Origin of the sequence: Pseudomonas sp. PB105, from assembly GCF_009764655.1 — a bacterium.
GTDB classification, from domain to species: Bacteria; Pseudomonadota; Gammaproteobacteria; order Pseudomonadales; family Pseudomonadaceae; genus Aquipseudomonas; species Aquipseudomonas cyclaminis.
The window spans coordinates 85686-105541 of record NZ_RWIO01000058.1 but is presented as its reverse complement, the minus strand read 5'-3'; the positions used below and the strand labels follow the sequence as shown (position 1 = coordinate 105541).

Sequence of the window (19856 nt, the reverse complement as noted above, 5' to 3'; positions counted from 1 at the left end):
GATCTTGTTATGGAGGTCAATGTCAGGCCAAAGCAGCCTGATAGCGTGCGGCAACTTCTGGCCAGTTGATAACACTGTAGAAGGCATTGATGTATTCCGGGCGGCGGTTCTGGTAGCGCAGGTAGTAAGCGTGCTCCCACACGTCGAGGCCGAGGATCGGCGTGTTGCCGTTCATCAACGGGCTGTCCTGGTTACCGCTGCTTTCCACGACCAGGGTCTTTTGCGGGGTAACGCTCAGCCAGGCCCAACCGCTGCCGAAGCGGGTCAACGCAGCTTTGGTGAAAGCCTCCTTGAAGCTTTCAAAACCACCGACTTGCTCGTCAATTGCCTTGCCCAGCGCGCCTTCAGGCTTACCGCCCCCCTGAGGTGACATCACCGCCCAGAACAGCGAGTGGTTAGCGTGGCCGCCACCTTGATTGATCACCGCTGCGCGCAGTTTTTCCGGCAGTTGCTGCACGCTGGACACCAGTTTTTCTACCGGCCAGTCGGCGAACTCGGTGCCCTCGACCGCGGCGTTAAGATTGTTGATGTAGGTCTGGTGATGCTTGGTGTAGTGAATTTCCATGGTTTGCGCATCGATATGCGGTTCCAGGGCATCGTAGGCATAAGGCAAGGCAGGCAAGGTGTAAGTCATATCAATGTACTCCGTATTGAGGCGTGGTCGGTTGCGCCGCAGTACCGCCCAGCAAGCGATGGGTGCGCGGGTATTCGCCGTGATCGCTGATGAAATTCAACAGTTCGACGTAAGTCTTGCTGCTCTGGCGCAGGGCCGCTTCCCGCAGTTGCGGGCTCAAGCGCGCGTCCTGCATGGTCTGCAGCAAGCGCTGGTGAATGGCGCAGAGGTACTCGGCGCTTTCCTCAGGCTGATTCAGGCGCAAGTGCAGATCCGCCAGGTTGTGATGTGAAATGACGCAGGCCGCCACTGCTTCGTCGGCATCTGCCCAGCGTTCGAACAACACTTGAGCCAGGGCCAGGGCTTGCAAATAGGCCTCGCGAGCGTCGACCAGTTCGCCCTGCATAAAGCAGCGATTAGCCCGTTCGATCGTGCGTTTCCAGTGCTCCATATGAGCCTCCAAAGCAGAGTCGGTGATTACACGCCGCCGGCCGTAAGCTTTTCCGGATCCAACAGGATTTCCAGTTGGCTACGGGACAAGTCGGTGTGCTCAAGGGCGACATCAATCACTGGACGGCCTTGCTGATAGGCCTTCTTGGCGATTTCAGCAGCCTTTTGGTAACCAATGATCGGGTTGAGCGCGGTGACCAGAATCGGGTTGCGCGACAGCGCTTCCTTGAGCTTGGCCTCATTGACCTTGAAGCTGGCGATGGCTTTGTCCGCCAGCAGGCGACTGGCGTTGGCCAGCAGTTCGAGGCTGCTGAGCAGGTTCTGGGCGATGATCGGCAGCATCACGTTCAGCTCGAAGTTGCCGGATTGGCCGGCAACGGTGATCACCGTGTCATTGCCGATGACTTGGGCAGCCACCATGGCAGTCGCTTCCGGGATGACCGGGTTGACCTTGCCGGGCATGATCGAAGAACCCGGTTGCAGGCCTTCCAGCTCGATTTCACCCAGGCCGGCGAGTGGGCCGGAGTTCATCCAGCGCAGGTCATTGGCGATTTTCATCAACGATACGGCGGTGGCTTTCAGTTGGCCGGAAACAGTCACGGCCGTGTCCTGGGAGCCAATCAGCGCAAACAGGTTTTTGCCCGGGGTGAATTTCACATCCGTCAGGCTGCTGAGCTGTTGACTGAAACGCGCCGCGAATTCCGGGTGCGCGTTGATCCCCGTGCCCACCGCAGTGCCGCCTTGCGCGAGGGCCTGCAGGCTTGGCAGCAGGTCTTGCAGATGACCGATATTGGCCTTGAGTTGCTGCGCCCAACCATTGAGTACCTGACTCATACGCACTGGCATGGCGTCCATCAAATGCGTGCGGCCGGTCTTGATGAACGGGTGGACTTCTTCAGCCTTATGCTCGATCACCTGCACCAGGTGCAACAGCGCCGGCAGTGTTTGCTCGTGCAATACCAGCGCCGCACTGACGTGGATGGTTGTAGGAATGATGTCGTTGCTGCTTTGGCCGCAGTTGACGTGATCGTTCGGGTTGACCGCCTCGCCGAGCAGACGGCTGGCGAGGGTCGCAATCACTTCGTTGGCGTTCATGTTGGAACTGGTGCCGGAACCGGTCTGGAAGATATCCACCGGGAAGTGCTGCATGAAGTCGCCTTCCAGCAGACCTTGGGCAGCATCGACGATGGCCTTGCCCTGCCCTTCGCTGATTTGCTTGAGGTCGATATTAACCTTGGCGGCAGCAACCTTTGCCAGGATCAGTGCGCGAATGAACTGCGCCGGCATGCGTTGGTGGCTGATCGGAAAGTTATTCACCGCGCGCTGGGTCTGTGCGCCATACAGGGCCTCGGCAGGCACTTGCAGTTCGCCCATGCTGTCGCGTTCGATACGGGTGTTAGGGTCTGCCATCACTTATTTCCTGTGTCGCGTTGAGGTCTGAAAGCGGGCCAGGCAAGGCGCAGTCCGCTGGTAATGGTTGTTCCCTTGCCAAGGACTGCAACGCAGCCTGGCCCGCTTTCAGACACAACCCGAAGGGCCGGGCCTGCAATCGCGCAGGCCCGGCGCGGCACAGGAAATAAGTGATGGCAGACCCTAATCATCGGAGGATCCTTGCACCAGGTCAGAAACAGAAAGGGAAGGCAGCAATTGGCAGGTCGCCAATTGCCAGGCAAAGGTCTGCCAGCGCTTGAGGCGACAGGCACAGTGGGAGAGTTTTTCCAGATCGCGCAGCGGGCGCCAAGCCTGGTCCAGGCAGGTGGATCGCCAATGCCACGGCAAGGCGATATCACCGGCGGTGTCGATCAACAGGCGGAATGACGTTTCGGCAATCGTCCACGGATGGGTTGCGGTGCAACACGCCAGATATCGACCCTCATTGAGGTAATGTTCGATCAGGCGAGGTTCATTGGGATCGAGGCCGCAGCGAATCTGACGACTCATCCAGCGCCAGCTTTCCAGATACGGATCCTCATGCAGGACAGAACTCATGATCCACACTCATTCGGTAATGATATTTATTATTAAATGATATTGAGAATCAAAGCAACGCTGACACAGTAATCCGTTTTCGAGAAGGCATAAAAAAAGCGCGCTATCGACGAGATAGCACGCTTTTTTTGTAACGCGTAGATCAGCTGCCGGCGACAGTCATCCGCTCGATCAATACCGAGCCTGTGCGGATATTACTGCGCAGTTCCAAGTCATTACCCACCGCAACAATCTGCTTGAACATATCGCGCATATTGCCAGCAATGGTCACTTCCTGGACGGCGAACTGGATCTCGCCGTTTTCCACCCAGAAGCCCGCCGCGCCACGGGAATAATCCCCGGTGACCATATTCAGGCCGTGGCCCATCAACTCGGTCACCAGCAGGCCACGTCCCATCCGCCGCAACAGCGCCGCCTGGTCTTCGTCGCCATGGGTCACGAACAGGTTATGCACGCCGCCCGAATTGGCCGTGCTTGGCAGGCCGAGCTTGCGGCCTGAGTAGGTGCCCAACACGTAGGAAACCAGCTCACCGTTTTCGACGAACGGCTTGGCATACGTGGCCAGGCCATCGCCATCGAACGCCGAGCTGCCCATGGCGCGCATCAAGTGTGGGCGCTCATCGATGGTCAGCCACTCGGGAAACAGCTTCTGGCCGATTGCACCTTCCAGGAACGACGACTTGCGGTACAGATTGCCGCCGGAGATCGCCCCCAGAAAACTGCCAAACAAACCGCCCGCCAACTCCGCCGAAAACAGCACCGGTACTTCGCAGGTAGGCACCGGGCGTGCACCCAGGCGGCTCGCGGCACGCTGTGCAGCGCGCTGGCCAATGCTGACCGGGTCGGCAAGCAATTCACCCTGGCGGCTCACGTCATACCAGTAATCACGCTGCATCTGGCCATTGGCCTCGGCAATCATCACGCAGCTGAGGCTGTGGCGAGTGGACGCATATCCGCCGATAAACCCGTGGCTGTTGCCGTATACGCGACAACCCTGGTGCGTGTTCAATGTGGTGCCATCGGCGTTCTTGATGCGGGCATCAGCGTCGAACGCGGCGGCTTCACAGGTCAGAGCCAGCTCAATAGCCTGCTCAGGCGTGATGTCCCAGGCGTGGAACAGATCGAAGTCCTTCAAGTCCTTGGCCATCAGCGCTTTGTCTGCCAGACCTGAGCTCTCATCTTCAGAGGTGTGCTTGGCAATCGCCAACGCGGCTGCAACCGTCTCGCGGATCGCTTCCGGGCCACTGGCAGAGGTACTGGCCGAGCCTTTGCGCTGCCCCGAGTACAAGGTGATACCAAAGCCTTGGTCGCGGTTGAATTCGACGGTTTCCACTTCCCGCTGACGCACCGACGTCGACAACCCTTGCTCCAGCGACACCGCGACTTCACAGGCGCTGGCCCCCTGGCGCTTGGCCTCGGCAAGGATCTGCTCGACTTGTTCCTGAAGTGCCGGTAACGCTTGCGGACCGACGCTTTGGGCTGCACTCATGGTTTTCTCCACTCAAATTCTGCTTTCGGTTAAGGCCATCGAGCGACCGGGCCGGACAAGCGGCCCCCGACTGGTTATCATGGCGGCGTTTCTTTGCGGACTGCCACCATGGTTGATTCTTACGACGACTCCCTCGATGGGGAGAAAAGCAAAACCCAGGTCAAACGTGAGCTGCATGCTCTGGTTGACCTTGGCGAGCGCCTTACAACGCTCAAGAAAGACTTGATTGCAAAACTGCCATTGACCGACGAAATGCGCCGGGCGCTTGCAGACGCACCCAAGCACACCGCGAATATCGCGCGTAAACGGCACATCATGTTTATCGGCAAGCTCATGCGCGATCAGGACACTGACGCCATTCTGGCCTTGCTCGATCAAACCGATGCCTCCACTCGCCAGTACAACGAACGTTTCCATAACCTGGAACGTTGGCGTGACCGCCTGATCTCGGGCGATGACGCCGTGCTGGAGAAATTCGTGTTGGACTACCCGGATGCGGACCGCCAGCAACTGCGCTCCCTGATCCGTCAAGCCCAGCACGAGCAGGCGCATAACAAGGCGCCAGCCACCAGCCGTAAAATCTTCAAATACATCCGTGAGCTGGACGAGACTCAACGCGGACTGCGTTGATGCCCTTCCCCGGGTGGCGATCTTCGCCACCCGAAGCTCCACCCCTTACGACCCCGTGCCACCCACGGTGATCGCATCAATTTTCAGCGTTGGCTGGCCCACACCGACCGGCACCGACTGACCATCTTTCCCGCACATACCCACGCCGCTGTCCAGCGCCAGGTCGTTGCCGACCATCGATACCTTGCTCATGGCTTCCGGCCCGTTACCAATCAATGTCGCCCCTTTGACCGGCGCGGTAATCTTGCCGTCTTCGATCAGGTACGCCTCGCTGGTGGAGAACACGAACTTGCCGCTGGTGATATCCACCTGGCCGCCGCCGAGGTTGGCGCAGTAGATACCGCGTTTTACCGAGGCGATGATTTCCGCCGGGTCGCTTTCGCCACCGAGCATGTAGGTGTTGGTCATGCGCGGCATCGGCAGGTGCGCGTAGGACTCACGGCGACCGTTACCGGTGCGCGCCACACCCATCAGGCGGGCATTGAGCTTGTCCTGCATGTAGCCCTTGAGCACACCGTTTTCAATCAAGGTGGTGCATTCAGTAGGTGTGCCTTCGTCATCGACGCTCAACGAGCCACGACGACCGGCCAAAGTGCCGTCATCGACAATGGTGCAGAGCTTGGACGCAACCATCTCGCCCATGCGCCCGCTGTAGGCAGAACTGCCCTTGCGGTTGAAGTCACCTTCCAGGCCGTGGCCCACGGCTTCGTGGAGCAACACCCCGGACCAGCCCGAACCCAGTACCACCGGAAGCGTACCCGCCGGGGCCGGAATGGCTTCCAGGTTCACCAGCGCCTGGCGCAGTGCTTCGCGGGCATAGCCCATCGCACGGTCTTCGGTGAGGAAATAACGGTAGTCCGTTCGCCCGCCGCCGCCATGCCCGCCGCGTTCGCGGCGACCGTTCTGCTCGACGATCACGCTGACGTTGAAGCGCACCAACGGCCGCACATCCGCCGCCAGGCCGCCGTCAGTGGACGCGACAAGGATTCGCTCCCACACACCGGCCATGCTCACGGTGACCTGTTGGATACGTGGGTCCAGGGCACGGGTGGCTGCGTCGATACGCTTGAGCAGATCGACTTTTTCCGCCCGGCTGATCACCTCAAGTGGGTTATCCGGCGCGTATAACTGGGCCACGTCCTGGGTGCTGAACGCCTGCACCGTGCCATTCTGGCCGGCGCGGGAGATCGAACGCGCCGCACGGGCGGCGAGGCCAAGCGCCTCCAGGGTGATTGCATTGCTGTAGGCAAAACCGGTCTTTTCACCGGATTGCGCCCGCACGCCGACACCCTGGTCGAGGTTGAAACTGCCTTCCTTGACGATGCCGTCTTCGAGGGCCCAGGACTCGGAAATCTGTCCCTGGAAATACAGGTCGGCGGCGTCAATGCCAGGCCCGGCGAGATCGCCCAGCACGGTTTGCAAGCTTTCGATGGTCACGCCACCGGGTGCCAGGAGGTGTTCACTGACTGAGGACAACAACTCGCTCATAGGTTTGGCCTTAAATTCATCGTTCTGAGGCAGGTCGCTGTGCGCCCTGCGAGAAAAAGCGCCGGTGGTTGACCACCGGCATGCGCGCCCGTATCGACGCCTGTTCACTGCTATCGCGCTCGGCCAGCAACACCGCTTCGCCTTGATCCTGTTGTGTCAGCACACGCCCCCACGGGTCGACAATCGCGGCATGACCATGGGTTTCCCTTGGCCCCGGATGCACACCGCCTTGGGCGGCCGCCAGCACATAGCACTGGGTTTCAATGGCTCGCGCACGTATCAGCACATCCCAGTGCGCAGCACCGGTCACTGCGGTAAAGGCCGAGGGTGCGGTAATCAATTCAGCTCCCGCCGCACGCAGCTCGCTGTACAGCTCGGGAAAGCGCAGGTCGTAACACACCGTCAGGCCCAAACGGCCGACCGGTGTGTCCGCCACGACCACATTGCTCCCGAAAGCATAGTCGTCGGACTCCCGATAGCGACCCCGGGCATCCGCCACATCCACATCAAATAAATGCAGCTTGTCGTAACGGGCGACGATTTCGCCGCGATCGTCGATCAGCAGTGAGCAGGCATTGGATTTGGCGTGGGGTTGACCGTCAGGCGGCAACGGCAATGTGCCAGCCACTATCCATAAGGTGAGGTCGCGGGCGGCCTGTTTCAACCATGGCAGGATCGGACCTTCGCCCAGAACCTCGGCGCGACCGATGTCCGCCACGTCGCGGCGACCCATGGCGGCAAAGTTTTCCGGCAGCACCGCCAGCTTGGCCCCGCCCTCGGCGGCTTGTTCCAACAAGCGCCGAGCCTGGGCCAGATTGGCCAGCACGTCGCTCTGGCTGACCATTTGAATTACCGCGAAGGACATGGGCCGACACTCCGTATGGACATTCACCAAAAAAAAGAGAGCCCCATGCTACTCCGCAGGCTCTCAGTTTGGTTTTTCAAATGGCTTGTCGAAGGTGATTTTTGGATCCTTCCACGGCCCTTCCACCTTGTATTGGACGCTGGCAAAACGCGAGACACGGTCACCGATCAGCTTGTCGATCAGGAACAACGCCCCGCCAATGGCGGGCGCGCCGACGATCAGCGCTGCGATCGGCAGGTTGTTGGTCACCGGCAATGTCACCAACAGCTTGGCATCGACGCGATCAGCCACCAGGTCCAAAGTACCGTTGAGTTCCAGGTTGCTCGACGGCCCGGTCAGCGTGATCGGCTCACGAGTGACGAACACACCATCGCTCGCTGCCAGCAGGCCTTTGACCCGGTCGTAACTCAACCCCTTGCCGAGCAGATCGGAGAAATCCAACCGCAGGCGGCGCCCGATGGAGTTGAAGTTGAGCAGGCCGAACACGCGCAGCGCCCGGGCACCCCCTTCCACTTCAACAAACTGGCCTTTGCGAAACGCTGCATCCAGGCTACCGGAAAAGCGCTTCGGCCCGACCCAAGCCGGCGAACCCGGCCAACGTCCGTCCACATCCAGATGGAAGTCTTCGCTGGTGACCGTGGGCGCATATCCCCAGCCCTTGAGCACATCGGCGATGTTCTTGCCGTCCAGACGGCCTTTGTACCAACTGCTGCTGGTCCCCGCAGCGCCTTCCCATCCGCCGGCGCCCTTGAGCTGCATGCCCTTCAGGCCCAGGTCCAGATCGCTGAAAGCCAGGCCTTTGGTGGTTGGACGGATTTTCAGCGACCATGCACCCACCAGATCGGGCCCCTGGAACAGTTGCGCAATGGCGATATCCAGCGCCGGAATGTCTTTTGGATCAACGCTGGCCAACGGGTCCGGCGCGTTTTCATCAGCCTGCACCGTCGGGTCCACCGCGGGTAATTTTACGTATTGCAGGTTGACTGCAATCGGCGCGCCCTTGGCATCCGGCAAGCTGACGCTGCCCTTGGCCTGCTGGCTGTCGAACTGCATGCCCCAGGCGGCGGGTTTTCGGTCCAACTGCAGACTGACCTGATCGAACTGAGTGCCCAAACCGGTGAGTTTGCCTATCTTGAAGTCGGCACCGCTGAGCAGTTGCTTTGCACTGCCACCCGGGTCGTTGCCGGCATACCGGTTGACCAGTTTTTTCCATGGGTCGATGTCCAGCTCCGAGAGCACCCCACGAATACGCAAGCCCTTGGCGGCGGGCAGCACGGCGTCGCCATCGCCGAGGAACAACTCGCCACGGCCATCATTGAATTTGTCCGGCGGCGCGGCAAAGGTGAAATTGGCCAGCTCGCCGTAATCAAACCAGTAGCGGCGCTCGGCGCCCTGCAAGGTCATGCGGAACACGCTGTCACGCCCCTGGCTGGCTGGCATGCCGAACGGCGCCGGCAGGTCCACTGCAACGCCCTTGAGGTTGGAGCTGACCATTAGTTGGCTGTCGGCACCGTCCAGGTTGAGTTGCAACTGGTACGGGATATCGCCGGACACCGGCAACGGCTGGCTGATTTTCAACCAATCCGTCAACCGCTTGACCGTCACCTGCCCCCTGGCGGCGACACGGGTGCTGATATTGCCCGGTTTGCCGTCGGCAAAAATCTGCGCAGTGATCGGCCGATCAAACGCCTGGGCCGTGATTTTCTCGCCACTCAGGCCCTTGGCACTGTCGAAGCGGAAGTTGCCCTTGAGCTGGGTCAGGTCAAGGGTCGGCTCAGCCAGTTGCAGGCGCGCATTGTCGGTCTGGAAATCCACCACGATCTTGGGCTCGATGCCTTTGGCCAGCGGAACGTCCAAGTCCAATTTGCCTTGCAGGTCACCTTCGCCTTTCCAGCCCGCGAAGGTGGAACCAGTGCCAATCGGCGCTTCCTGGAGAATCTTCAGCCCATCACCCAAGCCGCCGGCAAAACCACCCGTGAGCAGCAGATGGCTTTCCTTGCCGGACGGTGCGTGGGGAATATTGACGTAGATGTCATTGACTTTGGTATCCAGCAACTGACCCTTGCTGGCCAGGATGCGCACGCCGGTCTCTTCGACAAACACCTCACCCTTGACCTTGCTCACATGGGGCCAGCCTGGCTGGAACGCCAATTCGGCGTCATGCACCTTGAAGAACAGGCTGATGTTGCGCGCAGCCGGCAACGCGTCGTGGTTCAGCGAACCCTGGTACTGGAAGAAACCTTGATCCACCGCGCCCTTGAGAATCGCCGTGCGCAACCACTCATCCAGGGCTGGGCTCAACACCGCTGGCAGGTACTTGGCAGTGAAACGCCCATCGCCGTCGACCATGCCAACCCGCAGGTCCATATAGTCTTCCTGGCTGTGGTCGAAATGCAGGCGGATCAGGAAGTCCGCAGCGATCTTGCCCTCTTCTCCCAGCACCTTGATGTACGGGGCGATCAGGGTGAAGCCTTCTTTGTCCAGCTTCCAGGTCAGGCGCGCATTGGCCTGAAGGTACTGCCAGGGCTTGGCGAAGATTGGATCGAGGTGCAGGGAAAAATCCTTGCTGTCCATGCGCAACTCGCCACCGCCAAGGTCCCCGCTGATGCTGCCGGACACGTTTCGCGCCGCCGGTGCGCCGAAATAGGCGTCGAAGCCGACCCGCTCAAGGTTGGCGGCAAAACTGACTTTTTGATCGGTGGTGTCCTCAGGGCGAAAATCCACCAGCACATTACGTAGCAGGCCGGTGGCCTTCAGATGTTCGAGGGTCTTGGCGAAACCTTCGGGCAGCGGCGCCAGGGCGTTGAGCAACGGCGTGATCGGGGTCAGGTCGAGGCGGTCCGCCTGCAGCTTCCAGACTTCCTGCGCCTTGTCGGTGGCCAGGGTCTGCTGCAATTGCAGGCGCGACTCCCAACGGGTTTCGCCCAGGCTCATCGCCAGCGAATCAAACAGCACCTTAAGGCCGGTATCACTGCGTTGCAGGTAAGCCGTGAGGGCAAGGTTTTCGATGTGCACCGGCTTGCGCTCGGCGTAGCGGCCCTTCAGCTGTGGCGAGTTGAGACGTACCACCGCATTTTGCACAGTGCCTTTGCTCCAGTTCAGCCAGAACTCACCGCCGGCCTTGAACTGCGAAAGTGTCCACTGCTGGGTCAGCCTGGCCGGGATCCACTTGGCCCAGTCGCTCTGCGGCAGGCTGAGGTAGGCCTGAATCTCAGCGTCCTTCCATTGACTGGCACGAATGCGGCTGCGCAGGCTGAGCGCCAGGGGCTGGCCGTCCGGCAAGGTCAGGCGTGCGTCCAGGCGTTGACGGGTGATGCCGGTGTGCAAGCTCAGGCCCACGTAGGTCAATGTGACCGGTGCCTGATCGAACGGTTGCAAGGTGACCTGGCTGTCGAGCAAGGACACGCGCTTGACCATCTGCATGCGCTTGAGTAACTGCTGCGGATCCAGCGGCTGATCGTCCTGCACCGGCAGGCCCTGAAGCACCCAATGGCCGTCCTTGTCTTCCTTGGCGCTCAGTTGCAGGCCACTGACCTGCAGGTGCGAAAGACGCACCTCACGCGCCATCAGGCTGTCCCAGATAGCCGGCACCACCTCGACCTGATCCAGGCGCAAGGCACTGCTGCCCTCGCCGACCATCACATCATGGGCCAGCAGCACCGGTGCGAAACCGCTCCAGCGCCCTTCAAGGCTGCCGATGTGCAGTGGCATGCCCACCGCCGCCTGGGCCTTGGCTTCGACTTCGGCGCGGTATTCAGCCACCAGCGGGGTCAATTCACGACCCAGGCTCACATACACCGCAGCCAATACCAGCAGCAAGGCACAGAGGCCCAGGCCCCAACGGGTCAAAGCGGCAAAAAAGCGTATCAGACGCTCCATGTCAGGCGACCCTCAAGGCAGTAGGCGGACGGCAGATCAAGGTCTGCCCGTCTCGAAGAAAGAAAGCGAATGGGGATCAGAGCAGCACCACGTCGTATTGTTCCTGGGAATACATGGTTTCAACCTGGAAACGGATCGTGCGGCCGATAAACCCCTCCAGCTCGGCAACGTTACCGGACTCTTCGTCCAGCAGGCGATCGACCACTTTCTGGTTGGCGAGGACTCTATAACCTTCAGCCTGATAAGCCCGTGCCTCCCGTAAGATTTCCCGGAAAATCTCGTAGCAAACCGTTTCGGGGGTCTTCAACTTACCGCGACCCTGGCAACTGCTGCACGGCTCGCACAGCACCTGCTCCAGGCTTTCGCGGGTGCGCTTGCGGGTCATCTGCACCAGGCCCAGCTCGGTTATACCGATGATGTTGGTCTTGGCGTGATCGCGCTCCAGTTGTTTTTCCAGGGTGCGCAGCACCTGGCGCTGGTGATCTTCGTCTTCCATATCGATGAAGTCGATGATGATGATGCCGCCCAGGTTGCGCAGGCGCAGTTGGCGCGCAATCGCGGTGGCCGCTTCGAGGTTGGTCTTGAAGATTGTCTCTTCGAGGTTGCGATGACCAACGAAAGCGCCCGTGTTGACGTCGATGGTGGTCATGGCTTCCGCCGGGTCTACCACCAGATAGCCGCCGGACTTGAGCGGCACCTTGCGTTCCAGGGCTTTCTGGATTTCGTCTTCGACGCCATACAGGTCGAAGATCGGCCGCTCGCCGGGGTAGTGTTCCAGGCGGTCGGCAATTTCCGGCATCAGCTCGGCCACAAATTGCGTGGTTCGCTGGAAGGTTTCCCGCGAGTCGATGCGGATTTTCTCGATCTTGGGGCTGACCAGATCGCGCAATGTGCGCAGGGCCAGGCCCAGGTCCTCATAGATGACACTTGGCGCGCCGATGGTCTTGATCTGCGCGCCGATCTGGTCCCACAGGCGCCGCAGGTAACGGATGTCCATCAGGATTTCATCAGCACCCGCGCCTTCAGCGGCAGTACGCAGGATGAAACCGCCGGCCTCCTTGATGCCTTCGGCGGCCACGCAGTCGCTGACCACCTTTTTCAGACGTTCGCGTTCCGCTTCATCTTCGATTTTCAGGGAAATGCCGACGTGGGCGGTACGCGGCATATACACCAGGTAACGCGACGGAATCGACAACTGGGTGGTCAGGCGTGCGCCTTTGGAACCGATGGGGTCCTTGGTGACTTGCACCACCAGGCTCTGCCCTTCATGCACCAGGGCGCTGATGCTTTCTACCGTCGGCCCTTCGCGCAGGGAAATTTCCGAAGCATGGATAAACGCAGCGCGGTCCAGGCCGATGTCGACGAATGCCGCCTGCATCCCCGGCAATACCCGCACGACTTTGCCTTTATAGATATTGCCCACGATCCCGCGCTTTTGGGTGCGCTCGACGTGCACTTCTTGCAGAACACCGTTCTCTACCACCGCCACGCGCGATTCCATCGGCGTGATATTGATCAGAATCTCTTCACTCATGGCTGGGTCTCGTTCAGGCGTTTTCACAATAGTGGCCGGTCGCTTAAGGCTGGGCGCTGGTGCAAGGCGTTTAGCGCACGGTAAGGTTTTGCCAACAGGGTATGCCGAATCGGGCAAGCAGTTGCGCGGTTTCGCACACCGGCAGCCCTACAACGGCGGAATAGCTGCCATTGAGACCGGCGACAAACACCGAGCCAAGCCCTTGAATAGCATAGCCGCCCGCCTTGTCCCGGGGTTCGCCGCTGTGCCAGTAGGTTGTCGCTTCTTCGACAGAAATCGCGCGAAAACGTACACGACTGCTTACACATTGGGTTTCACAGCGCTGGCCGTCGGTAAGGGCAATAGCGGTGAGCACTTCATGCTCACGTTTCGCCAAGGCCATCAACATCGCCAGGGCATCGGCCTGGTCAACCGGCTTGCCGAGGATCTGACCGTCCACGATCACTGCCGTGTCAGCGCCCAACACACAAGCGCCCGGCGAATGCTCAAGCGCAGAAAATCCCGCCGCCGCCTTGCCGCGCGCAAGACGCTCGACGTAGGCAACAGCCGATTCATTGGTAAGAGGAGTTTCATCGATAGCCGCGCTGACCACGGTAAAGGGCACACCGATCTGGGTCAGCAGTTCACGCCGTCTTGGGGAGCCCGAGGCCAGATAAAGCGAATTCATTGCAGTCTCTCCCTGTGGGGTTCGATAACCAGGCAGAGCCTCGCAATCCATTCAATTGATTTTATAGCGCCGACTCAACCCACGCAGACCGAAGCTGATCCAGGGCCACAAGAGCGCACTGACCAGGGCTGGTAATACCAGCGCCAGGGTTGGCTGACGGTTACCGGTCAAGGCGCTGAGCCACAGTTGCACCAACTGCGCCAGGCCGAAGATTACCAGGATCACCAGGCACTGCTGCCACATCGGGAACATGCGCAAACGCTGCTGCAACGACAGCACCAGGAAGGTGATCAGGGTCAGGATCAACGCGTTCTGGCCCAGCAAGGTGCCATACAGCACATCTTCCGCCAACCCCAGGAACATGGCCGTGACCATACCCACTTTATGCGGCAGGTTCAGCGACCAGAAGGCCAGCAGCAAGGCCAGCCAGAGCGGTCGCAGGATTTCCATGAATTGGGGCAGCGGGGAAACGCTGAGCAGCAGTCCGACAGCGAATGTCAGCCAGACGATCCAGCCATTGCTCGAATGAGTACCGGCCATTATTCCTCCCTCTGCCGCGTGGTGGCCGGGGCTGCGGCCGCAGGCCTCACAGCAGGCGTCGTGGTGGCGGGTGGTTTCGCCGCTGTCGGCTTCACCGGCGTTGCACTATGGGCCGCTGGTTTGGCCGGAGTGACCACCGGAGCAACAGGAGTCGCTACTGCGGGCTTGGGTACGGTCGCAGGAATCACCGGCGCAGTGCCGTTCTTCTTGTCTTCCGCTTCCTGAGCCTGGGCGGCGTCGTTGGCACGCTCTTCCGGCGTGCGGTTGTCGCTGAACACCAGCAGTAGATAGCGGCTGCGGTTCAGGGCGGCAGTGGGCACGGCGCGCACAATGGCGAAAGGCTGGCCGGAATCGTGGATCACTTCCTTGACCGTCGCCACCGGGTAACCCGCCGGGAACCGCTGACCCAGGCCGGAGCTGACCAGCAGGTCACCTTCCTTGATGTCGGCCGTGTCGGCGACGTGACGCAATTCCAGGCGCTCAGGGTTGCCGGTGCCGCTGGCAATCGCACGCAAGCCGTTACGGTTGACCTGCACCGGAATGCTGTGGGTCGTGTCCGTCAGCAGCAGCACCCGCGAGGTGTAGGGCATCAGCTCGACTACCTGCCCCATCAGGCCACGGGCATCCAGTACCGGCTGACCGAGGACCACACCGTCGCGCTCACCCTTGTTGATGATGATGCGGTGGGTAAAGGGATTCGGGTCCATGCCGATCAACTCGGCCACTTCGACCTTTTCGTTGACCAGTGCCGAAGAGTTGAGCAGCTCGCGCAGCCGAACGTTCTGCTCGGTGAGGGCCGCGAGCTTTTGCATGCGCCCCTGCAACAGCAGGTTTTCGGTCTTGAGTTTTTCGTTTTCGGCGACGAGTTCGGTGCGGCTGCCGAATTGGCTGGCCACCCCCTGGTAGAGCCGTTGCGGCAGATCGGTGACCCAGTATGTCTGCATCAACACCAGCGACATCTGGCTACGCACCGGCTTGAGCAGTGAGAAGCGGGCGTCGACCACCATCAACGCGACCGAAAGCACGACCAGCACCAGTAAGCGCACGCCCAATGAGGGGCCTTTGGCGAAAAGCGGTTTAATAAGCCGCTCCTCCCAGGCAAATGTTCTCTTTATTCATACGGCATCTAACCGGCCTGGATGCAGATTGAAGAAGATAAACGCCAACAGGCAGCACTGCAAAGTGCTGCCTGCGGGCGAAACATGGAGTAACCAACGATCTTATTCGCTGGAAAGCAGGTCCATGGTGTGTTTATCCATCATTTCCAGTGCACGACCACCGCCACGCGCAACGCAGGTCAGCGGGTCTTCGGCGACGATCACCGGCAGGCCGGTTTCCTGGGCCAGCAACTTGTCGAGGTCGCGCAGCAAGGCGCCACCACCGGTCAGTACCAGGCCACGCTCGGCGATATCGGAAGCCAGCTCCGGCGGCGATTGCTCCAGGGCGCTCTTCACAGCCTGAACGATGGTGGCCAGGGACTCTTGCAGAGCCTCCAGCACTTCATTGGAGTTCAGGGTGAAGGCACGTGGAACGCCTTCGGCCAGGTTGCGACCGCGAACATCGACTTCGCGCACTTCGCCGCCTGGGTAAGCGGTACCGATTTCCTGCTTGATGCGTTCGGCGGTGGATTCGCCGATCAGGCTGCCGTAGTTACGACGCACATACGTGATGATCGCTTCGTCGAAGCGGTCGCCGCCCACGCGCACGGATTCTGCGTACACCACACCGTTCAGGGAAATCAGGGCGATCTCGGTAGTACCACCACCGATATCCACCACCATCGAACCGCGGGCTTCTTCAACCGGCAGGCCGGCACCGATCGCAGCAGCCATTGGCTCTTCGATCAGGAACACTTCACGGGCACCGGCGCCAAGGGCCGATTCACGGATGGCACGACGCTCAACCTGGGTGGACTTGCATGGAACGCAGATCAGCACACGAGGGCTGGGCTGCAGGAAACTGTTTTCGTGAACCTTGTTGATGAAGTACTGCAGCATCTTCTCGCAGACACTGAAGTCGGCAATCACGCCGTCCTTCATCGGACGAATGGCGGCAATATTGCCTGGTGTACGGCCGAGCATGCGCTTGGCCTCGGTGCCGACGGCAACGACACTTTTCTGATTACCATGGGTCCGAATGGCCACAACCGATGGCTCATTCAGAACGATACCGCGCTCGCGCACGTAAATAAGGGTGTTGGCAGTGCCCAGGTCAATGGAAAGATCGCTGGAAAACATGCCACGCAGTTTCTTGAACATGGGGAAAGGACCCTAGGCAACGCGTGGGTAAAAAAGTGCGGCAAACTCTAACAACGACAGGGATTTTGGGCAAGGCGCCAATGTGCTAAATTGGCCGACTTTCTGTGCACCAACCCCCACAATCGCGGCCATATGACCGTAGAAATGCGGTAGTGTTCCGACAATCTAACACACGGACAGCCTCCGTTCTGTTTTCCACTGGAGATTCCCATGGCGCTTGAACGCTCCGACGTGGAAAAAATCGCGCATCTGGCCTCGCTTGGCCTCAATGACGCCGATCTTCCACAGACCACCGCAGCCCTGAACAGCATTCTCGGGCTGGTTGACCAAATGCAGGCCGTGAACACCGACGGCATCGAGCCCCTGGCTCACCCGCTGGAAGCCAGCCAGCGCCTGCGCGCAGACGTCGTGACCGAGCGCAATAATCGCGAGGCCTACCAGTCCATCGCACCAGCGGTCGAAAACGGCCTGTACCTGGTTCCGAAAGTCATCGACTAAAGGGAAAGAGCCTTTCATGCATCACATGACTCTGGCCGAGATCGCCCGCGGTCTCGCCGACAAAACGTTTTCCTCCGAAGAGCTGACCAAGACCCTGCTGGCGCGTATTACTGCGCTGGATCCCAAGGTCAACAGCTTCATCAGCCTCACCGAAGAACTGGCCCTGAGCCAGGCCAAGGCCGCCGACGTACGTCGCGCCAACGGTGAAAACGGCGCACTGCTGGGCGCTCCAATCGCCCACAAAGACCTGTTCTGCACCCTGGGCATACGCACCAGCTGCGGCTCGAAGATGCTCGACAACTTTAAAGCGCCCTACGACGCCACCGTGGTGTCCAAGCTGGCTGCCGCCGGGGCCGTGACCCTGGGCAAGACCAACATGGACGAATTCGCCATGGGTTCGGCCAACGAGTCGAGCTACTACGGCGCGGTAAAAAACCCGTGGAACCTGGAACACGTGCCAGGCGGTTCGTCCGGCGGTTCGGCTGCTGCCGTCGCCGCGCGCTTCCTGCCGGCCGCCACGGCCACCGACACCGGCGGCTCCATTCGCCAACCGGCTGCCTTCACCAACCTCACCGGGTTGAAGCCGACCTACGGTCGCGTTTCCCGCTGGGGCATGATCGCCTACGCATCCAGCCTCGATCAGGGCGGCCCGCTGGCCCGCACCGCTGAAGACTGCGCAATATTGTTACAAGGCATGGCTGGCTTTGATCCACAGGACTCAACCAGCATCGATGAGCCCGTGCCGGACTACAGCGCCAGCCTGAACACCTCGCTCAAAGGCCTGCGCATCGGCGTGCCGAAGGAATACTTCAGCGCCGGTCTCGACCCGCGCATCGCCGAGTTGGTGCACAACAGCATCAAGACGCTGGAAGGCCTGGGCGCCGTGATCAAGGAAATCAGCCTGCCGAACAACCAGCACGCGATTCCTGCCTACTACGTGATCGCGCCGGCAGAAGCCTCCTCCAACCTGTCGCGTTTCGACGGCGTGCGTTTTGGCTACCGCTGCGAAAACCCGAAAGACCTCACCGACCTCTACAAACGCTCCCGTGGCGAAGGCTTCGGTGCCGAAGTACAACGCCGGATCATGGTCGGTGCCTACGCCTTGTCGGCGGGTTATTACGACGCGTACTACCTCAAGGCGCAAAAGATCCGTCGCCTGATCAAGAACGACTTCATGGCGGCCTTTGAAGAAGTCGACGTGATCCTCGGTCCAACCACGCCGAACCCGGCCTGGAAGATCGGCGCCAAGACCGGCGACCCGATTGCCGAGTACCTGGAAGACCTCTACACCATCACCGCCAACCTCGCGGGCTTGCCGGGCTTGTCCATGCCGGCCGGTTTCGTCGATGGCCTGCCGGTGGGCGTGCAATTGCTCGCACCGTATTTCCAGGAAGGCCGCCTGCTCAATGTGGCGCACCAGTACCAGTTGAACACCGACTGGCACACTCGCACCCCTACCGGCTTCTGAGGAGAACACTATGCAATGGGAAGTTGTGATCGGGCTGGAGATTCATACCCAGCTCGCCACCCAATCGAAGATTTTCTCCGGTAGCGCCACCACGTTCGGCTCCGAGCCCAACACCCAGGCCAGCCTGGTCGACCTGGGCATGCCCGGCGTTTTGCCGGTGCTGAACCAGGAAGCGGTGCGCATGGCGGTGATGTTCGGCCTGGCGATTGACGCCGAGATCGGCCAGCACAACGTGTTTGCGCGCAAGAACTACTTCTACCCGGACCTGCCCAAGGGCTACCAGATCAGCCAGATGGAATTGCCGATCGTTGGCAAGGGCTACCTGGACATCCCGCTGGAAGACGGCACCATCAAACGTGTCGGCGTCACCCGCGCCCACCTGGAAGAAGACGCCGGCAAAAGCCTGCATGAAGAGTTCAACGGTGCCACCGGCATCGACCTGAACCGCGCCGGCACGCCGCTGCTGGAGATCGTGTCCGAGCCGGACATGCGCAGTGCCAAGGAAGCCGTGGCCTACGTCAAGACCATCCACGCACTGGTGCGCTACCTGGGCATCTGCGACGGCAACATGGCCGAAGGCTCGCTGCGTTGCGACTGCAACGTGTCGGTGCGGCCAAAAGGCCAGGCCGAGTACGGTACCCGCTGCGAGATCAAGAACGTCAACTCGTTCCGTTTCATCGAGAAGGCGATCAACACCGAAGTGCGTCGCCAGATCGAACTGATCGAAGACGGCGGCAAGGTGATCCAGCAGACCCGCCTCTACGACCCGAACAAAGACGAAACCCGCGCCATGCGCAGCAAGGAGGAAGCCAACGACTACCGTTACTTCCCCGACCCGGACCTGTTGCCGGTGGTCATCGAGGACTCGTTCCTGGATGACATCCGCGCCACCCTGCCGGAATTGCCGCCGCAAAAACGCGAGCGCTTCCAAGAGCAGTTCGGCCTATCGGTCTACGACGCCAGCGTATTGGCATCCAGCCGCGAGCAAGCCGACTACTTCGAAAAAGTCGTGAGCATTGCCGGCGACGCCAAGCTGGCGGCCAACTGGGTCATGGTTGAACTGGGCAGCCTGCTGAACAAGCAGGGCCTGGAAATCGACGAAGCCCCAGTGACCGCCGAACAGCTGGGCGGCATGCTGCTGCGCATCAAGGACAACACCATCTCCGGCAAGATTGCGAAGACTGTGTTTGAAGCGATGGCCGCGGGCGAAGGCAATGCTGACGAGATCATCGAGAAACGCGGTCTCAAGCAGGTCACCGACAGCGGCGCCATCTCGGCGGTACTGGATGAGATGCTGGCGGCCAACGCCGAGCAGGTCGAACAATACCGCGCGGCAGACGAAGCCAAGCGCGGCAAAATGTTCGGCTTCTTTGTCGGCCAGGCCATGAAAGCCTCCAAAGGCAAGGCCAACCCCCAACAGGTGAACGAACTGCTGAAAAGCAAGCTCGAAGGCTGACAGCGGTGAAGGGGCCAAGCCAGATTTCATGC

Annotated in this window: 17 protein-coding genes; 4 read left to right on the top strand and 13 right to left on the bottom strand. The window is 60.4% G+C overall.

All coding sequences use genetic code 11. The annotated features are described in order from the left end of the window. Nucleotides 1-22 precede the first annotated feature (22 nt). From EJD88_RS15580 to pmbA, 5 genes are all read right to left on the bottom strand, one after another. Nucleotides 23-634: a superoxide dismutase gene (locus EJD88_RS15580; RefSeq protein WP_112193483.1), complete on the bottom strand. Its 612-nt coding sequence runs from the start codon at nucleotides 632-634 to the stop codon at nucleotides 23-25. A gap of 1 nt (nucleotide 635) precedes the next feature. Then, complete coding sequence (locus EJD88_RS15575; RefSeq protein ID WP_099587116.1) at nucleotides 636-1064, bottom strand: hypothetical protein; 429 nt, start codon at nucleotides 1062-1064, stop codon at nucleotides 636-638. Between the two features lie 26 nt (nucleotides 1065-1090). Then, entirely contained in the window at nucleotides 1091-2473 is a 1383-nt protein-coding gene (locus tag EJD88_RS15570; RefSeq protein WP_158878408.1) for an aspartate ammonia-lyase, read from the bottom strand. Between the two features lie 183 nt (nucleotides 2474-2656). Beyond that, nucleotides 2657-3052, bottom strand: coding sequence for a FagA protein (locus tag EJD88_RS15565; RefSeq protein ID WP_158878407.1), 396 nt, complete (start codon nucleotides 3050-3052; stop codon nucleotides 2657-2659). A gap of 142 nt (nucleotides 3053-3194) precedes the next feature. Then, complete coding sequence (pmbA, locus tag EJD88_RS15560) at nucleotides 3195-4541, bottom strand: metalloprotease PmbA (RefSeq protein WP_099587113.1); 1347 nt, start codon at nucleotides 4539-4541, stop codon at nucleotides 3195-3197. A 108-nt stretch (nucleotides 4542-4649) separates the two neighbouring features. Between pmbA and yjgA the strand changes: the two genes are divergently transcribed. Next, entirely contained in the window at nucleotides 4650-5171 is a 522-nt protein-coding gene (gene yjgA / locus EJD88_RS15555; protein ID WP_017138246.1) for a ribosome biogenesis factor YjgA, read from the top strand. A 45-nt stretch (nucleotides 5172-5216) separates the two neighbouring features. Here yjgA and tldD read toward each other — a convergent pair whose 3' ends face one another. From tldD to mreB, 8 genes are all read right to left on the bottom strand, one after another. Further along, nucleotides 5217-6659, bottom strand: coding sequence for a metalloprotease TldD (gene tldD / locus EJD88_RS15550; protein ID WP_099587112.1), 1443 nt, complete (start codon nucleotides 6657-6659; stop codon nucleotides 5217-5219). 16 nt (nucleotides 6660-6675) lie between these two features. Beyond that, nucleotides 6676-7524 (bottom strand): carbon-nitrogen hydrolase family protein, encoded by an 849-nt coding sequence (locus tag EJD88_RS15545; protein WP_158878406.1) that lies wholly within the window; start codon nucleotides 7522-7524, stop codon nucleotides 6676-6678. Between the two features lie 63 nt (nucleotides 7525-7587). Beyond that, nucleotides 7588-11403 carry a YhdP family protein gene (locus EJD88_RS15540; protein WP_158878405.1) on the bottom strand — a complete coding sequence of 1272 codons (3816 nt, stop codon included), beginning with the start codon at nucleotides 11401-11403 and terminating at the stop codon, nucleotides 7588-7590. 76 nt (nucleotides 11404-11479) lie between these two features. Then, the gene (rng, locus tag EJD88_RS15535) at nucleotides 11480-12937 is read right to left on the bottom strand and encodes a ribonuclease G (protein WP_099587109.1); all 1458 of its coding nucleotides are present in this window, start codon (nucleotides 12935-12937) and stop codon (nucleotides 11480-11482) included. Nucleotides 12938-13007: 70 nt separating this feature from the next. Then, on the bottom strand, nucleotides 13008-13604 hold the full coding sequence (locus EJD88_RS15530) for a nucleoside triphosphate pyrophosphatase (RefSeq protein WP_158878404.1): 597 nt from the start codon (nucleotides 13602-13604) through the stop codon (nucleotides 13008-13010). Between the two features lie 51 nt (nucleotides 13605-13655). Then, nucleotides 13656-14144, bottom strand: coding sequence for a rod shape-determining protein MreD (gene mreD / locus EJD88_RS15525; protein WP_099587107.1), 489 nt, complete (start codon nucleotides 14142-14144; stop codon nucleotides 13656-13658). Continuing rightward, a complete protein-coding gene (gene mreC / locus EJD88_RS15520; protein WP_158878419.1) occupies nucleotides 14144-15226 on the bottom strand; it encodes a rod shape-determining protein MreC in 1083 nt (360 codons plus the stop codon). Before mreC ends, mreD begins: the two co-directional genes overlap by 1 nt. Nucleotides 15227-15364: 138 nt before the next feature. Then, complete coding sequence (gene mreB, locus EJD88_RS15515) at nucleotides 15365-16402, bottom strand: rod shape-determining protein MreB (RefSeq protein WP_002555108.1); 1038 nt, start codon at nucleotides 16400-16402, stop codon at nucleotides 15365-15367. 210 nt (nucleotides 16403-16612) lie between these two features. Here mreB and gatC point away from each other — a divergent pair, with 210 nt between their 5' ends. The 3 genes from gatC to gatB are packed head-to-tail and all read left to right on the top strand — an operon-like array spanning nucleotide 16613 to nucleotide 19824. Next, nucleotides 16613-16900, top strand: a complete 288-nt coding sequence (gene gatC / locus EJD88_RS15510) for an Asp-tRNA(Asn)/Glu-tRNA(Gln) amidotransferase subunit GatC (RefSeq protein ID WP_003188556.1) — start codon at nucleotides 16613-16615, stop codon at nucleotides 16898-16900. A 16-nt stretch (nucleotides 16901-16916) separates the two neighbouring features. Further along, on the top strand, nucleotides 16917-18368 hold the full coding sequence (gatA, locus tag EJD88_RS15505) for an Asp-tRNA(Asn)/Glu-tRNA(Gln) amidotransferase subunit GatA (protein ID WP_158878403.1): 1452 nt from the start codon (nucleotides 16917-16919) through the stop codon (nucleotides 18366-18368). 10 nt (nucleotides 18369-18378) lie between these two features. Next, nucleotides 18379-19824 carry an Asp-tRNA(Asn)/Glu-tRNA(Gln) amidotransferase subunit GatB gene (gatB, locus tag EJD88_RS15500; protein ID WP_099587104.1) on the top strand — a complete coding sequence of 482 codons (1446 nt, stop codon included), beginning with the start codon at nucleotides 18379-18381 and terminating at the stop codon, nucleotides 19822-19824. The last annotated feature ends 32 nt before the right edge of the window (nucleotides 19825-19856 follow it).

Excerpts from the sequence above, each read along its gene's own strand:
- EJD88_RS15580 (WP_112193483.1), bottom strand. The coding sequence starts at position 634 with ATGACTTACACCTTGCCTGCCTTGCCTTATGCCTACGATGCCCTGGAA.
- EJD88_RS15575 (WP_099587116.1), bottom strand. The coding sequence starts at position 1,064 with ATGGAGCACTGGAAACGCACGATCGAACGGGCTAATCGCTGCTTTATG.
- EJD88_RS15570 (WP_158878408.1), bottom strand. The coding sequence starts at position 2,473 with ATGGCAGACCCTAACACCCGTATCGAACGCGACAGCATGGGCGAACTG.
- EJD88_RS15565 (WP_158878407.1), bottom strand. The coding sequence starts at position 3,052 with ATGAGTTCTGTCCTGCATGAGGATCCGTATCTGGAAAGCTGGCGCTGG.
- pmbA (WP_099587113.1), bottom strand. The coding sequence starts at position 4,541 with ATGAGTGCAGCCCAAAGCGTCGGTCCGCAAGCGTTACCGGCACTTCAG.
- yjgA (WP_017138246.1), top strand. The coding sequence starts at position 4,650 with ATGGTTGATTCTTACGACGACTCCCTCGATGGGGAGAAAAGCAAAACC.
- tldD (WP_099587112.1), bottom strand. The coding sequence starts at position 6,659 with ATGAGCGAGTTGTTGTCCTCAGTCAGTGAACACCTCCTGGCACCCGGT.
- EJD88_RS15545 (WP_158878406.1), bottom strand. The coding sequence starts at position 7,524 with ATGTCCTTCGCGGTAATTCAAATGGTCAGCCAGAGCGACGTGCTGGCC.
- EJD88_RS15540 (WP_158878405.1), bottom strand. The coding sequence starts at position 11,403 with ATGGAGCGTCTGATACGCTTTTTTGCCGCTTTGACCCGTTGGGGCCTG.
- rng (WP_099587109.1), bottom strand. The coding sequence starts at position 12,937 with ATGAGTGAAGAGATTCTGATCAATATCACGCCGATGGAATCGCGCGTG.
- EJD88_RS15530 (WP_158878404.1), bottom strand. The coding sequence starts at position 13,604 with ATGAATTCGCTTTATCTGGCCTCGGGCTCCCCAAGACGGCGTGAACTG.
- mreD (WP_099587107.1), bottom strand. The coding sequence starts at position 14,144 with ATGGCCGGTACTCATTCGAGCAATGGCTGGATCGTCTGGCTGACATTC.
- mreB (WP_002555108.1), bottom strand. The coding sequence starts at position 16,402 with ATGTTCAAGAAACTGCGTGGCATGTTTTCCAGCGATCTTTCCATTGAC.
- gatC (WP_003188556.1), top strand. The coding sequence starts at position 16,613 with ATGGCGCTTGAACGCTCCGACGTGGAAAAAATCGCGCATCTGGCCTCG.
- gatA (WP_158878403.1), top strand. The coding sequence starts at position 16,917 with ATGCATCACATGACTCTGGCCGAGATCGCCCGCGGTCTCGCCGACAAA.
- gatB (WP_099587104.1), top strand. The coding sequence starts at position 18,379 with ATGCAATGGGAAGTTGTGATCGGGCTGGAGATTCATACCCAGCTCGCC.